We start from the raw sequence: 14,082 nt of genomic DNA, 5'->3' as shown, positions 1-14,082 counted from the left end.
CAAGCCCGAGATTCCGTATAGCGATATACGATATACATTCTACTGTAATACGGAGTTCCGGCGCTAAGAGACTCTAGACCCCTGAATTCTCCCGATGGGTCGAATACAGAAAGTGGTCCTGATTATGCTCGTAATCACGACCACTTTGAAGTACCCCGCCGCCGTCGGTGAACCACGAATGCTGCAACCGCCTCACGACGGCACTTCCCCCGGGGTAAAGGCACCGAGAGCCGGCCCGCAGGACGGTGGAGGGCCGGTGGATGCCTGACCGACCGCTTTCGACGCCGCTCGACGACAGCTTCGAGCGCTACCTCCAGGATAAGGGGAAAGGCCGCGGTGGCGACGGCGGGAACTATCGACGAAACGCTGCACGCGAACTCGAGCGATTCGCCGAGTGGGCCGCCGGCGACCGCGGCGACGACGACTGGACCGGGATCGCCCCCGACGACGCCGAACGGGAGCCGACCTTCGACGATCTCGACGAACGCGTGTTCCGGGAGTACGCCCGACATCTCGGTGGAGATCGGGGACTCAAGCAGAACACGGTACAAACCTATTACCGCTATATCTCTGCCTGGTGTGGCTGGTGCGTCAACGAAGGATATCTCGAAGCACATTACGCGCAGCGGGCCAGTGCGATGGCGCCGCTGCCGGGGGACGACGGCCGCAAGCCCGGAGACCAACAGGCCTGGACGTCCGAACAGCGCCACGCCCTCACCCGCCACGTCGACGAACGGGCCCGCGACGCCGTCGAGGCGTACACGACACTCCCAGAGAATACTGACCCCCTCGACAAGCAGCGAGCACGCTACGCGGCGCTGAAGGCGGCTCGTGACCGGGCGCTGGTGTTCGTCCTCGCGTATACCGCCGTCCGCGTCGGCGAACTCCTCCGGGACCCGAATGACCCGCGCCGACGCGGTGTTCGCTGGGAGGACCTCTCCCTCGACGACGGGAGTATGGACGTCTACCGGAAGAAACAGCAGTGGGACGCCGCCAGTCTTCCCGACCCGGTGATCTCGCCGCTTCGGAGCTATCGCCAGCTGATGGACCCACCAACGGAGCGCTGGCCGGTGTTTCCGACGTTCGACCAACGGACGCTCGCAGCGCTCGTCCGGGAAGAGCTCGCCGAACGAGGGGAACGCCCAGAAGCAATCGCTGAACGCCGAGCGGAGTACGCTCGCGACCTGCTGCTGGCGCTCGATGAGGACATTCAGCCGCCGTCGATCACGACGGACGGCGCACGGTCGATTCTCCAACGGCTCTCAAAGACCGCAGAGATCGATATCGACCATCCGAAACACGATTATCTTGCTCCGCATGGTGGCCGTCGTGGGATGGGCGAGGTGCTAGTCCGCGCGTTCGGGTATACAGTCGCGGCTCGATATCTCGACAACTCCGAAGAAATGGTCCGTGAACGGTATTCGCATATTGAGGCTGGGGAACTTGGTGATGTGGCTACTGAAGCTCTCGAGGAAATCGATTCTGGCGTATAGAAACTATTCCACTTTCACTCCCCTCTCGTGACCATTATGAGCCAGTAGGGGCATTGTTACTATATGGCAACCCTCCCATCGCTTTTTGAGACGTTTCTGACGAATATCCGTCCCTCGGACCAGCATATTGAGGATTACAAGGAGGGGCACGAAACCTTGCGTGATTTACTTAGAAATGACGACATCATAAGTGAATTCTATGTGGGGGATTTCCTCCAAGGGAGTTATCGACGGTGGACTGCTGTCAGACCAATTGGGGATGAAAAATCGGATGTTGATATTGTATTCGTCACGGACTTGGACAAAGACGAGGTGACTCCACGAGAAGCTATGGAAAAATGTGAGCCATTCTTAGAGGAGCACTATGAGGGCCAATGGAGCAGGAAGGATCGGGCTTACCAGATTGACCAAGACCGTATTGAGATTGATCTAGTGTTGACTGCATCCCCCAGTGAAGCAGCTAAAGCAGCTCTTCAGCCAGACGGTTCAGTTGGCGGATTAGAGGTTGGCGAAGGATTGGATACAAACCAATCAAGCCGAGTTGCCGAAGCGTTTGGACTAACCCTCGACAAGAATGAGGAAGAGTGGCGAGACGAGCCACTTGATATCCCGGATCGGCGGCTCGAAGAGTGGGATAAAACACACCCAATCGCCACAATTGAGTGGACTCTAAAAAAGAACGACCTTACAGACGGCCATTACGTAAACGTCGTCAAAGCAATCAAGTGGTGGCGAAGAACCCAAGTCTCTGAACCTGAACGACCAAAGGGATACCCACTCGAGCATTTAGTCGGCGAGTGCTGTCCTGATTATATCGATAGCGTTGCTGAGGGGATCGTTCGCACTTTCGAAACTATTGAACAGCGCTATGCAAATGAAGCTCGGATGAATGACACTCCCACTCTCCCTGCTCGAGGACTCCCGCAGATTGACGTATTTGCTCGAATTGACGGAGACGACTTTGCTGCCTTCCATGAAGCAGCTGGAGAGGCAGCAACGTTAGCTCGAAACGCATATGAAGAAGACGATAAGTCGGTATCACGGGATCTGTGGTCTGATCTTCTTGGCGATTCCTTCCCTGAATACGGAAATGGCGATTCAGATGATGGTGGAGAAAAAGCTGTCAATCTCGACTCCTCCTCAAAATCAACGAGTGTCTCGGATCAGCGATTTGCATAACAATTCTTAGACTAGTGATGCCACCCTCTGAACTCACAGTAGCTGTCTCTTCGCTCGAATCTCTTGATGGTGTCACGGTTGTTGAAGGCCCGTTACAGCACGAAGGAGGATCAAAATGGGTTCTTGAAGTCAAGCTTCAACCAGACGAAATTGAGGCCACCTCCCAAATTCCGCAGGAGTCCACATGGTTCGTTCTTATCGACTCGACCTATCCTGGAGGTAGCATTCGAATTTACCCTGCTGAGGAAGGGAGTATCACGGCCACCTACCCTCATCAGCGCCTCAACGTAGCCGGCGACGAAGATACTCCTTGGAGAAAGGGTAACATCTGTGTGGCTCGCTACGGACATATCATCGGGCGATCGGGCGCCACGAGGGAACCAAATTCCCCAGATGAACGTCTTCGATGGCACTTGGAACGGGCTCTGTCGTGGTTAGAAGCAGCGTCAAAGGGAGAACTCCGTCAGGAAGGAGAACCATTTGAACTTCCGATATTCAGCACGAATTCTGCCCCTCAGAATCGAGTTGCATTCAATGAAACAGCGGAATCCCTCGAACTTTGGCGATCTGAGTTTGGTAATTGGGGGTTCGTTGACTTCGTAGAGCTGACCGAGCCGTCAGATGTCTTCCTTACAGAGCAGTTCCGAGATGAAGACGACAACGTCGTGCATCACCCGAAGTGGGGAGAATACATTAGTTCAAATATCTGTTCTCAGACTAGTGGAGCATGGCTATTATTAGAGGAACCCCCAATCGAGCCTCCTTGGGAGGTGCCTGAAACTTGGAGTGATTTGGCAAACTTACTGCAAGATTCCTCTATTGATCCATTTGAACTCCGGGCAAATATAGATACTATCGTCGAAGATGATGCGTTCAATTGTCTCCTCTTAGGGTTTCCAATTCCTAGTGAGGTCGGAGGGTCCTCGGAACTCATCCATTGGCAGGCTATCGAACTCTCTGATGTTAGACCGGCATCTGAGTTACCTGGATTTAGGGAAACCCCCAGAGGAAAGGAAATCGCGGCTAGAGTAGATCTTTCTCGAGATTCTATCCGTTGGCTAGATTCAGACAACTGGGCTCGCGAACAGCTCTCTCGTCGGGGGCACATCCAAGATCCACTTCGTGAAGCCAGTGTGCTTCTCATTGGTGCCGGTGCACTCGGGAGTACCGTTGCTGAGGGACTGGTACGCGACGGGTGTCACGACCTCGCTATCGTTGATGGGGAAACCCTGGAAATCGGCAACCTGGCGAGACACACGTTAACCCTCCCTGACGTGGGAGAAAATAAAGCTGAGGCGCTCGCGAATAGGCTCAACTCGGTATCACCGCATGCCGATGTTGATGGATTTTCTCTTTCATTCCCCTTGGAGGAAGAAGAGCAATTAGAGGTGGTTGAATCTGCAGATGTAGTAATCGATTGTACGGCCTCGAATTCTGTTCTTCAAGCACTAAATTCCTGCAGGTGGGAAGAGCCGGTTCTCTTCTGCTCGGCGTCTATAGGTAGACGGGGGAACCGGCTATTCTATTTCGCATCATACTCTCTGAGTTTCCCGGTTGATGAGTTTCAAGAAGAATTCGAACCGTGGCGGTTGCAAGAACAGATTGAGTGGCAACCCGATGAAGACGCTGTTCCTGAACGCGTTGGCTGCTGGCATCCAGCATCGGTGATTCGTATGGATCAGGTCATGACATGGGCTGGAACGATCACACGCCTACTTGAACAGGATGCTTCATTAGGTCTTCGCGGAACTGAATTCAGAGTCCTCGAATCTCGGGATGATGGCACTCCCACCGTTTCAGAGGCAGAGCCCCCATTTCAGGATGTTGAACAATGGGTCGCCCCAGATTCTGGAGTATCGGTAGAAATCCCTGTCGCTTGCCTTAAAGCGATTGTTGATATCTGCGTCGACGCAAATCCTCTTGAGACAGGGGGAATATTAGCCGGTAGCGCATTAGAAGAGACAGCCGCACGGATTATCCGTGCCAGTGATCCGCCACGAGACTCTGATCAAGGGCCTACAACTTTCACCAGAGGTACTGAACGCGTTGACGAGTGGTTACGAGAGGCCCGTGATAGTCTGGGTATTCACTATTTGGGAGAATGGCACTATCACCCCGGCGGATCTGCGGAGTTGAGTTCTCCAGATCGGGCACAAATGAACGAAATCGCTTCGACTGATGAGTATGGATGTCCCCATCCGATTATGTTTATTGTCGGGGGAAACCCGTCAGAGACGCTTGCCGTCAGAGCGTATCTCTTCCACCGGAATCGGAGTTATGAGGAACTTGTGCACATCGGACCGTCAGATGAGCCAAGTAGACCAACGAATAGTTTTGATTTAGATATTGACTTCCCGAATGCGAGAGTAGGTGACTCTCAATGACTAATCCAACTGGGGATGTCTTCATTAGCTACAAACATTCACAACAGGACTTAGCCGAAAAGCTGGAAATCTCCCTCCGGAATCACGGGATACCTGTTTGGCGTGACGTTCACGACATCGGTCCAGATCCATTAGAGCAACAAATCCGAGAAGATCTCCAAGACTCGAACCTTGCGGGTGGTGTCGCAATTATTAGTAGTGATGTTACTCAATCCCCTGTCATCCTTAAAACAGAGCTTCCTGAACTTCACAAACGGTGGCGGGGTGATGATGAGTTCTTTGTTGTTGTGGTGCTCGTTCCTGGTGTTGATTATGACGAGGGGGAAGCAATCTTGTCCAAAGCAGAATCTCCATACGACCTTTCCCATTGGTATATGGAGTCCTTGGAAGTGAAGGGGACTTCTTCTTCCTCCTCAGCTATTGGCCGAATCATAAACTCGATACTAGACAGAATGGGACAGAACCAGAAGACCAGCGGTCAGCTTCCCACTCTTGATGCTGTAATTGATGCTGTATTGGAGCGTCGACTGCAATGTATCCACAATCATCTGTCGTCTAATTCTCCAGTAGAGTGCTCGCTGGACACGTATAGCAAACCATCTTATGATATTCAGCTGGCCGTGAGTATTGATTGGTCGCCTCACTTTGACGACAGTATACCGGAGGAATCCCTATGGAATGAGGAGCTGCTCCCAGCGTTACGCACAACGACCGATTATCTTCAGCAAGAGACTCCAGGGAGAGAGCTTCGTTTTCGAGGACGAGCCCATTTACCAGCAGTTTTCTCGCTCGGATACTGCCTTCCGGAGACACGAGGAATTAGTACCGCGTGGATGCAACCAGACCAGGATGGCAATTTTTCGCCGTGGCGTCTTGATCGGGACTTGGAAGAGAGCAACTTACAGAGCGACCTCGAAGAGATCGACCGAACCGCTTCGGACCTAGCCGTCCTAGTGAACATTACCGACGATGTGAAGCCGGAGGTTGGGAATACGAAATCTTCGCTCCCGGACTTTAATGGGATTCTGGAATTAGGACTAGGGCAGGACTCAAAAGGGCGATTAACACCCTCTGAAGCAGCACATGCGGCAAAAGTATTTCAGGAGGAGCTTCGTGAGGCGATGAATCGTCTTCCAGAAACGTCTACCTTACATCTATTTATGGCAGCACCAGCTGGGCTCGCATTCTTACTCGGACAGAAAACAAACACTTCTCCTGCGATTCAGACTTATATTCTAGACACTGAAAGTGGGAACAGAACCTATCAACCTGCTGTCCGGCTCCCATAACACCGTATACTCTACGATACCGGTTGCAGTACCTCGTCCCACCATACACCGACAGGGGACGGCTTTCCCACCCTCGATACGGGTAGGGGCGACTGTCACAACAACCTCGGAAGAGCAAATCGGCAAAGACCATAAGCAAATAATCGCTCCCAGCTGTAGCCCAGTACAAGACGGAACAGGTTAGAGCGGATCCTCAAGTCCGCAGGAGATACACTTCATGTAGCCGTCCTCACGTTCCCAAATGTGATCGCAGTACTGGGGGTCCGTGGTCGTCATCTCAGAGAAGTCCTCGAACGGATCATTTGAGATGACCTCCTCTCCGTTGTGCTCTTTGAGACGGGCCCCACACCGGCACCGATAGCGGTTCTCTCCTCGCGGCTCCCAGACGTGTTGATGGTCTTCTTTCTTCTCCTCCTTTTCTCGCTGTTCAAACGCTGCTTGAGCAGCTCTGTCAGCAAGATCTGAGCTCGTCTTGATGGTCGACTCATCGTAGATATACGCTTCTACCGTAGTGTCTTTCCAGCGCTCAAGCCGACAGTGTTTACAGAAATCCCGGTCGTGGAGGTCACTCCCTCCGTATTTCCAGGTATGGTCACAGTCCGGATTCGGGTCGGAGAAAGTTAGGGATTCAGCGTTCAGGAACCGCTCCAGATACTCCTCAGGTGGTTCTACCTCTGGAGGGTCTGCCCACGAAGCTGCGAAGGCGGCCTCAGCCCGTTTGTCGAATGCGACGACCATCTCCTCAATACGGAATCGGTCGTTCGTAAAATCGTCAGGGCTGGCCCAGTAGACGCTATATCCGGCCGAGAGATAGTCGTGCGTGACCGCGTCGAGGTCTTTGTCTTCGTTTGCGTATTGGACCTCAACGATCAATCCACGCCCAAGGTAGTCGTTTGCATCATCAGCGGGAAATTCGACGAGGGCATCTGCCCGGCGAGAATCAGTGAGCGTCGGCGTATCGTGAACGTCGACGGTGACCTCGGGTCCACAACGGTCATATTGGTCAAATCGCTGCCGCAACGCCGATACTGCGAGGGATTTCATCTTCCGATGCGGATCCGACTCTCCTCCGGAGCAATTGGCCGTCGAACCCCCTGAGCCCGCAGTAACGTGATAGAAATGGCGGGCGCGACCATCATCAAATGGGCCCCGTGGTCGCATCGTTCCGCCACAGGCTGGACACACGACGTCAGTACCGTCCTCTACCTCTTCAGGAAGAACTGTCCCTCCCTCCTCGTCTGTAGAAGACTGTGCGATAAATGGCATCTAGGTCGACGTAGCGACTTCTTCTGCAGACTCGATATATTCGTCTTCCCACTCTCGACGTGCCTCAATTTCGCGGGAGCCTCGTTGCGTTAGCGAGTACAGATTGGTTCGCTTATCGAGTTCGGCCTTTACTGCGAGCCCGTGTGGTTCGTCGAGCCCGGCGATCACGTACAAGATGTCCCGCTGGAACCCAGTTAGATCGTGCATCCGTCCGTTCACTATTTTTGAGGGGTGGCATATGTTCTCTCTGGTGCTCAAAGGCCAATATTCGATACGACGAGACGAAAACCCTGCGTGAGAACTTCGAACCTTTATATGGTGGACAAGAGAAGTCCGCGATGGAATGTCTGACCTCATCGTCAAAGCAGCCGTGAAGGACGCACTTTCGGACCACAACGTCTCGGCAGATTTCTACGACGCCCTCAACGAAGAGGTCGCCGAACTGCTCGACGACGCCGCAGAGCGTGCTGAGGCCAACGACCGGAAGACGGTCCAGCCCCGCGACCTGTAGGCCTGCGTAACGCAGCCAACCCCGGCACTCGAACGTAGCTTTTTGAGGTTCCTGTTCAGAAGTTAGGAAACGGAGATGGCGGACGCACCGGATACCGAACGGCAGGCGGTCGAACCCGATGCGAGAGAGGTCCTTAGCGTGTCCCAGCTGAACGACCGGATCGCGTCGGTCGTCCAGGACACGCCTGCCCTCAACGGCGTCCGCTGTATCGGAGAGGTCACTGACCTCCACAAGAACAGTACGGCGCTCTACTTCACGCTCACCGACGGCGAGGCCGAGCTCCCCTGTACGATCTGGGCGAACCGCTACCGGGAGATGGACGCCGACCTCGAGGACGGGACCGAGGTCATCCTTGAGGGCGATATCGACTACTGGGTCGAAGGTGGGAAAATCGACCTCAAACCATGGGAGGTAGTCGTCGGCGGCGACCAGGCGGCCGCCGTCGAGCGACTGCGAAGCGAACTCGAAGAGCGTGGCTGGTTCGAGGACGAACAGAAACAGCAACCGCCGGCGTTCCCGGAGAGGGTCAACGTCGTCACGTCCCTCCGAGGGGACGCCCGGTACGACATCCAGAACGCGATCCACGGGCAGGACCCCACCGTCGACATCCTAGTGAAGGACGCAACCGTCCAGGGGTGGAACGCGCCGACGTCCATCGCGAACGGCATCCACCATCTCGACCGCTCGGAGGACGTCGACGCCATCATCGTCGGTCGGGGCGATGGGAGCGATTCGAACCTCCAAGCCTTCAACACCGAGCGGGTCGCGGAGGCGATCTTCACCGCGAATACCCCGGTTGTCACCGCAATTGGACACACCGATGACCGGCTCATCGCGGATCAGGTGGCGGACATCGCGACGATCACGCCGACCGCCGCCGGCGAGTATACTGTGAACTTCCGCAAAGAGTTCCTTGCGAGTGAGATCGAGCCGCTGAAGCAACAGCTCGATGCCGCGTACGAGACCTTCCAGCAGGAGCACGAACACGAACAGGAACTCGCCGAAGCAGTCGGTGAAGCGACCGCACCCGGGGCCTCCCACCGGTTTACTACAAGGTCGCGCTCGCTGCGCTGCTGTTGCTGTTGTTGGTCATAACCGGACTTTAACTGGGAGAGATTTCTTTCAGCGTTGCGTTCGGAGTACGTCGCTCGCGTATCGGTGGTCTTTGATGGAATCGAACCCTGAGGACGACGGCTTTGACGTTCGACCCGGCTATTCTCCGAAGTTTGTAAGGTTATAATTTCCTTATCTGCTATCTTTTTGCAAAAAGTACTAGATATGTCTTCCAGTATTAGTTTATTGTTGGAGATAATTAACCAGGAGTTCTGTCATTGCCAACGTATCATCTATTGTTGGAGGCGTTTCCCTACAGCATTATCTACGCTACTTCTAGAAATATACTGACTATTCTTGGCCGAACAGAAGGTATATGCAACCGTGACCAGCACCACGAATTACCGCCGAACCGCGGTCGCAAAATCGCGGACCAAGACGACAGACCGCCGATCCAGAAGTACCAACTACACCGACCTCGGTATTGGTCTGCAGTTGACCGACACGACCGCGTTCAGGTGACAGACCAACTCTATGAACGACCACACGACAGACCCTCCAAACGAGGAATCGACCACGCGCTCCAGTGATAATTCACACACTACGGCCCGACTTAGCCGCCATTTCCAAACAACCAGCACCCAGACCGCTCCGCGAGTTACTACCCTTACAATAGGGCTTGCATTCTTCGTCGCCGCTGTCGGCCCTGCCGCTGCGCAAAACCAAGTCGGTGACGTGTACTGTAATACTGGCGTTGCGACCGGGATCAATCTCGTGTTCAGCGCGGTCGCCGGACTCGGACTTCCTGCAACTGGCTACTACACCGGCAAGGCTGGGCTCTCGTACATGCGTGCGGGCGGCAATCCAGAGAAAAAGAACGAGGCCAAGGAGAAACTCGTCATGTCCGGCATCGGGTTCGGCATCGTCGCGCTTGCGCTCGTCTCGCCCGAACTCATCGACAAGGTCGGCAGTCAGATGGGCTTTGGCTTCTCGGACTGCGTGAAGCCCTTCTAAGTCCATCTGAGGTCGCCAGCGAACTGTTTCCGCGCCCCTCGCCCGGAATAGAATGCACTCTCCCCGCTCGATGACCGCCGTGCTTGCCCTCTTTCTCGTGAGCAGCAGCGCAGTAGTTGTCGTTGCAGGAGGCATGGCTACCGTTACACCATCCGATTTCGGGTCCGTTGTTCCTGACGATGGACCGGACTACGGCGTGAATAACAGTACATTTCAGCGTCTCTGGTCCGAGGACGTCGACAACGGCAATCTCTCAGCAGACGATTTCGATGAAAACGTTTCATCGCGTGCCGAGTTCGCACACCGACTTGCTCGGTCGACGGACATCCCGTTCGATCAGCCACCACAGGCTACTGGGGACTGGAACAATGGAGATTTCGGTGATTTCAGTCCTGGTGGCCGAGATTCGTCTATTCATCCTGAAAGTGCATCCCTCGAAGACGGTGTGTACATAAAGGATGCGTATGTCAGCATCTTCGCCACCCAACCGTCGACGATCCTCCACCAAGGGAACGAAACGACACAATACGTTTCTTCAGACGGCCAGATCCGCGCACTCAGTGACTACCGCGTTGCCGTTCCCCAGGGTGATCAGAACGGGTCACAGCGAGAACGCTGGTCGATCGACCAAACGAGTATCGAATCCGTTGAGCTCTCCGCTGATGGACGGACCATCGACACTGGGAGCGGCCATCAGGCCACGCTCCAGTATACCGGCCTCTCGGGTTCGCCGCAGCTGACCGTCGAGGCCAATATCACGGTAACGCTTCGTCACATAATGCTGGATTGTCCAGACTGGAACTCCTCGATATCCGGTTGTGACGGCGACTGGACTCGCGACGTCGAAACCCTCGAAGCGTCGAAAACGGTGTCGACGTTACAGAAGGTCGTTGTCAATCAACTCTCCGGCATTTCTGGGAACCGCGTCCAGTTCGAGGCACGCGAGAACCGAACCGGCGCAGTCATCCATCCAAGCACTGAGTGGTCGACGATTACGGTCGACGGCGACGTTCGAGCCCGGAGCAACTGGTGGTTCTACACGGCCGGAAGGTCCGGCTGGCAGTCGATGCTCACGAGTACCGCGACCAACACGTCGCGTGCTGAGTCGTCGGTGCGTCCCGTCCAAGTTCATGCATTCCCGAGTCAGCAAGCGCCGTACGTACCGACTGAACCGACCGACGCCGGGAAGCGACCATTGGCCATCGAAGAAACGTGGGGGGCAGAGCTGGCAGGGCCGTCGCTGCCGGTGAACATCGATCTCGAGTCTGCTGACCCGTACGTGAACGCAGATTCGATAGCTGTGAGTTCCACAACCCTCCACGAGAGCGCCTTCCGCAAGGTCACAGTGCAAGGCATCGTCCGCGGGCAATCACGAACAGTCTCCCTCTCGGAGCAACAGACCGTCCGCGAAACGAATCTCGACTTGACCGTCACCGAAGCCAACGCTACCCACGCGGTCGTCCGGGCGATGGTCACGGAGAACGCGAGCAATGATGCTGTCACGACTGGCCGTGTGACAATCGGGAACCAATCCACGGCACTCAACAGCAGTGGGATAGCCGTCGTTACCATCTCGAATCCGTCCCTGATCGTTCACGGCCAGTACCAATCGGCCGCATGGTGGCGGACTGATCAGCCCTACGCAGCGTCGGAAGATGTCGCGAAAACCCCCGCGAACTTCCCCGATTTCCAGACGTTCATCGACCTCGTCGTCGTGACAATGCTCTGGTTCATCCCCGTTGCTGTCCTGATCTTCGGTTTTGACTATATGTCCGGCGGCGCGCTGCTCGGACTTACAAACCGATCATGAACGACAACACAAGCTCACCTAGTCACGACAGGTGTATCGACCGTCGAACAGTTCTTAGTGGCCTCAGCGCGACTTTCGTCGCGCTCTCTGGCTGTTCCTCATCACCATCCGACACCAACAGCCCCGGCTCTGGAACCTCTCCCCCGCCTGGAAGTGAAAGCGACACCTTCGAGCGTGTCGCGATGATCGAGACAGATCTCGTCGTCGAACTCGCAAGCGACACCAACGCTGATTCAGTGAATCTCATCAACCCGAATGGTGAGATGAACTCGCTTCAGCGGGTCCAAGAAGGAGCGACACAGGTGACATTTCAGCTCCTCGGTGAAGCCGAAGACGGGTACACGCCCGGAAAGTACCGCGTTATCGCCGTCGCTGGTGACGAGACCATCGGCGAGGCGACGATCTCCCTCGAGCCGGAACTTACGATTACAGACGTCAAGTGGGCCCAGAATCACCCGGACATGGACTGGGACAAAGACAGATCGACGTGGCAGCAACTCGCCGCGTTCACCGTCGAGAATACGGGGAATGCACCGTCGTTCCTCACTACGACTCGGTGGACGGATGCCCCGCTCTGCCGGGTCAAGTCTCAGGAGACGATGGAGTTCGGGCAGAATACCCTCCTTCCGGCCGGTGAGACGACGACCGTCTACTCCTCAGCCCCAATCTACCAGACAGAGGGACGTCTTGGGATGGGAGCGCACGTTAACTGCAGCGACCTCGAAACGGCCCCACTAACTGTTACGGGAGTCGTCCAGGCCGGGGGGAACCCGTCGTACTCGCAGACGATCGAATATGGCGGGACGAACAACTCGTGCGAGCTAACCATCGTCGACGGCGGCCCGACTGACTCGACCCAAACGACATCGAACGGGAGTGGTACCTGATGGGGTGGTTCGAAGAGCAGGTCGAGGACGCCATCGAGAACGTCCTCACGAGCATTAAGGAGGCACTCCTCGGGTTCGCGAACGACATTTTCGAGGCGCTTCTCAATCCAATTGTTGGCGTCCCCGCGCCGAAATCCAACTCCCGGTACATAGTCGCCGGCACTCCTGATAATGCACCATGGCAGAGTCTGTACGCGGATTTCTATCTCCAGTACATCCTGCCGTTGACGATCATGTTACTGGTCGTCGGACTCGCCTACATCGGCCTCCGGTCGGGATCGATCAGTAGCTACCGTCGCAAGCGGCTCCTCCGGCGTATCGGGCTCGTGTTCATGGGATCGTTCGTCTGGTTCCCGCTTGTGTCGATTCCGCTCCAGTTCGTCAATGCGATGGGGCTCACACTTGCCCCAATCGGCAGTATGTCGGCCGGGTTCGGGAGTCTCATTGAGTCAGCAGTCGGTGGCCTCTTCGTCGTGCTTGCCATGGCGATCGTCTCGAACTTTCTGCTCGTTGTCGCTGCCCTCGTCTACGGCCTCCGCTGGCTTGGGATTCTCGTACTGACGCCGTTGATGCCCTTGCTCGGCGTCTTCTGGGCACTTGACGTGTGGCCGCTCAGTCCGGCTTCTGAGATTGCTCGACGTGCTGCTGGTATCTATCCTGGTCTCGTTCTCGCGGGACTTCCTGCTGCAGTCCTCTTCCGAATCGGCTGGCAGATGGATCTCACAGCGAGTGCTAGTGGAATCTTCTCGCTGTTCCTCGGATTGGTGCTCATCCCGGCGGCCTGTCTTGCTTCGATTATGACCGTCTACTGGTCTGCTCCTGCAGTCCAGACGATCGCTCGGCAGGGAGCGACCAAGACAAATCCGGCCGCTGCCGCCTCAGCTGCGAAGAAAGGCACCGGGAAATCGGTTCGCGGTGCCCGCAACGTCCATCGAGGGTACGCGCAGAACGCCCACGGGCCGATGACAAAGAGCGGGCAGACCCAGCTTGGGAGCGGCGATTCAAAAGCCTACAAACTCGGCTCGTCTGCGCAGTCGACGAAAGACCACGCGGGCCGCTACAACAACCTCCGGAAGTCGAGGACAGGCCGGATGCGCGACAAGACGAAAGAAGACGTGAGTCAGGCCACACAGGCGGCGAAGGCCCGGTCGAAGCAGGCGTTCAGGAACACGAAAAACAAGGTTTCGCGGTGGTGA

12 protein-coding genes are annotated in these 14,082 nt (G+C 55.7%); 10 read left to right on the top strand and 2 right to left on the bottom strand.

The features are described 5' to 3' along the window. Nucleotides 1-260 precede the first annotated feature (260 nt). From EPL04_RS16320 to EPL04_RS16305, 4 genes are all read left to right on the top strand, one after another. The gene (locus tag EPL04_RS16320; protein WP_134672249.1) at nt 261-1,493 is read left to right on the top strand and encodes a phage integrase SAM-like domain-containing protein; all 1,233 of its coding nucleotides are present in this window, start codon (nt 261-263) and stop codon (nt 1,491-1,493) included. A 63-nt stretch (nt 1,494-1,556) separates the two neighbouring features. Beyond that, a complete protein-coding gene (locus tag EPL04_RS16315; RefSeq protein WP_134672248.1) occupies nt 1,557-2,672 on the top strand; it encodes an SMODS domain-containing nucleotidyltransferase in 1,116 nt (371 codons plus the stop codon). A gap of 17 nt (nt 2,673-2,689) precedes the next feature. Continuing rightward, nucleotides 2,690-5,056 (top strand): ThiF family adenylyltransferase, encoded by a 2,367-nt coding sequence (locus EPL04_RS16310; protein WP_134672247.1) that lies wholly within the window; start codon nt 2,690-2,692, stop codon nt 5,054-5,056. Further along, nucleotides 5,053-6,345, top strand: a complete 1,293-nt coding sequence (locus EPL04_RS16305) for an SAVED domain-containing protein (RefSeq protein WP_134672246.1) — start codon at nt 5,053-5,055, stop codon at nt 6,343-6,345. The genes EPL04_RS16310 and EPL04_RS16305 overlap by 4 nt, the downstream gene beginning before the upstream one ends. A 180-nt stretch (nt 6,346-6,525) precedes the next feature. Here the strand turns inward: EPL04_RS16305 and EPL04_RS16300 are convergent, their stop codons facing one another. After that, entirely contained in the window at nt 6,526-7,389 is an 864-nt protein-coding gene (locus EPL04_RS16300; RefSeq protein ID WP_134672245.1) for a hypothetical protein, read from the bottom strand. A gap of 222 nt (nt 7,390-7,611) precedes the next feature. Continuing rightward, nucleotides 7,612-7,818 carry a hypothetical protein gene (locus EPL04_RS16295; protein WP_134672322.1) on the bottom strand — a complete coding sequence of 69 codons (207 nt, stop codon included), beginning with the start codon at nt 7,816-7,818 and terminating at the stop codon, nt 7,612-7,614. A gap of 136 nt (nt 7,819-7,954) precedes the next feature. Between EPL04_RS16295 and EPL04_RS16290 the strand changes: the two genes are divergently transcribed. From EPL04_RS16290 to EPL04_RS16265, 6 genes are all read left to right on the top strand, one after another. Next, on the top strand, nt 7,955-8,122 hold the full coding sequence (locus EPL04_RS16290; RefSeq protein WP_004048632.1) for a DNA-binding protein: 168 nt from the start codon (nt 7,955-7,957) through the stop codon (nt 8,120-8,122). A gap of 75 nt (nt 8,123-8,197) precedes the next feature. After that, the gene (gene xseA / locus EPL04_RS16285; RefSeq protein WP_245154599.1) at nt 8,198-9,217 is read left to right on the top strand and encodes an exodeoxyribonuclease VII large subunit; all 1,020 of its coding nucleotides are present in this window, start codon (nt 8,198-8,200) and stop codon (nt 9,215-9,217) included. A gap of 693 nt (nt 9,218-9,910) precedes the next feature. Beyond that, nucleotides 9,911-10,189 (top strand): pilin, encoded by a 279-nt coding sequence (locus EPL04_RS19260; protein ID WP_245154598.1) that lies wholly within the window; start codon nt 9,911-9,913, stop codon nt 10,187-10,189. Between the two features lie 52 nt (nt 10,190-10,241). Continuing rightward, nucleotides 10,242-11,999: a hypothetical protein gene (locus EPL04_RS16275; RefSeq protein ID WP_134672243.1), complete on the top strand. Its 1,758-nt coding sequence runs from the start codon at nt 10,242-10,244 to the stop codon at nt 11,997-11,999. Further along, nucleotides 11,996-12,886: a hypothetical protein gene (locus tag EPL04_RS16270; RefSeq protein WP_134672242.1), complete on the top strand. Its 891-nt coding sequence runs from the start codon at nt 11,996-11,998 to the stop codon at nt 12,884-12,886. The genes EPL04_RS16275 and EPL04_RS16270 overlap by 4 nt, the downstream gene beginning before the upstream one ends. After that, nucleotides 12,886-14,082, top strand: a complete 1,197-nt coding sequence (locus EPL04_RS16265) for a hypothetical protein (protein WP_134672241.1) — start codon at nt 12,886-12,888, stop codon at nt 14,080-14,082. The genes EPL04_RS16270 and EPL04_RS16265 overlap by 1 nt, the downstream gene beginning before the upstream one ends.

Origin of the sequence: Halorussus marinus (genome assembly GCF_004521895.1) — an archaeon.
Taxonomy (GTDB): domain Archaea; phylum Halobacteriota; class Halobacteria; order Halobacteriales; family Haladaptataceae; genus Halorussus; species Halorussus marinus.
Note: the sequence above shows the minus strand (reverse complement) of the source record. Positions and strands in the feature narration are given on the sequence as shown.

Excerpts from the sequence above, each read along its gene's own strand:
- EPL04_RS16320 (WP_134672249.1), top strand. The coding sequence starts at position 261 with ATGCCTGACCGACCGCTTTCGACGCCGCTCGACGACAGCTTCGAGCGC.
- EPL04_RS16315 (WP_134672248.1), top strand. The coding sequence starts at position 1,557 with ATGGCAACCCTCCCATCGCTTTTTGAGACGTTTCTGACGAATATCCGT.
- EPL04_RS16310 (WP_134672247.1), top strand. The coding sequence starts at position 2,690 with ATGCCACCCTCTGAACTCACAGTAGCTGTCTCTTCGCTCGAATCTCTT.
- EPL04_RS16305 (WP_134672246.1), top strand. The coding sequence starts at position 5,053 with ATGACTAATCCAACTGGGGATGTCTTCATTAGCTACAAACATTCACAA.
- EPL04_RS16300 (WP_134672245.1), bottom strand. The coding sequence starts at position 7,389 with ATGAAATCCCTCGCAGTATCGGCGTTGCGGCAGCGATTTGACCAATAT.
- EPL04_RS16295 (WP_134672322.1), bottom strand. The coding sequence starts at position 7,818 with ATGCACGATCTAACTGGGTTCCAGCGGGACATCTTGTACGTGATCGCC.
- EPL04_RS16290 (WP_004048632.1), top strand. The coding sequence starts at position 7,955 with ATGTCTGACCTCATCGTCAAAGCAGCCGTGAAGGACGCACTTTCGGAC.
- xseA (WP_245154599.1), top strand. The coding sequence starts at position 8,198 with ATGGCGGACGCACCGGATACCGAACGGCAGGCGGTCGAACCCGATGCG.
- EPL04_RS16275 (WP_134672243.1), top strand. The coding sequence starts at position 10,242 with ATGCACTCTCCCCGCTCGATGACCGCCGTGCTTGCCCTCTTTCTCGTG.
- EPL04_RS16270 (WP_134672242.1), top strand. The coding sequence starts at position 11,996 with ATGAACGACAACACAAGCTCACCTAGTCACGACAGGTGTATCGACCGT.
- EPL04_RS16265 (WP_134672241.1), top strand. The coding sequence starts at position 12,886 with ATGGGGTGGTTCGAAGAGCAGGTCGAGGACGCCATCGAGAACGTCCTC.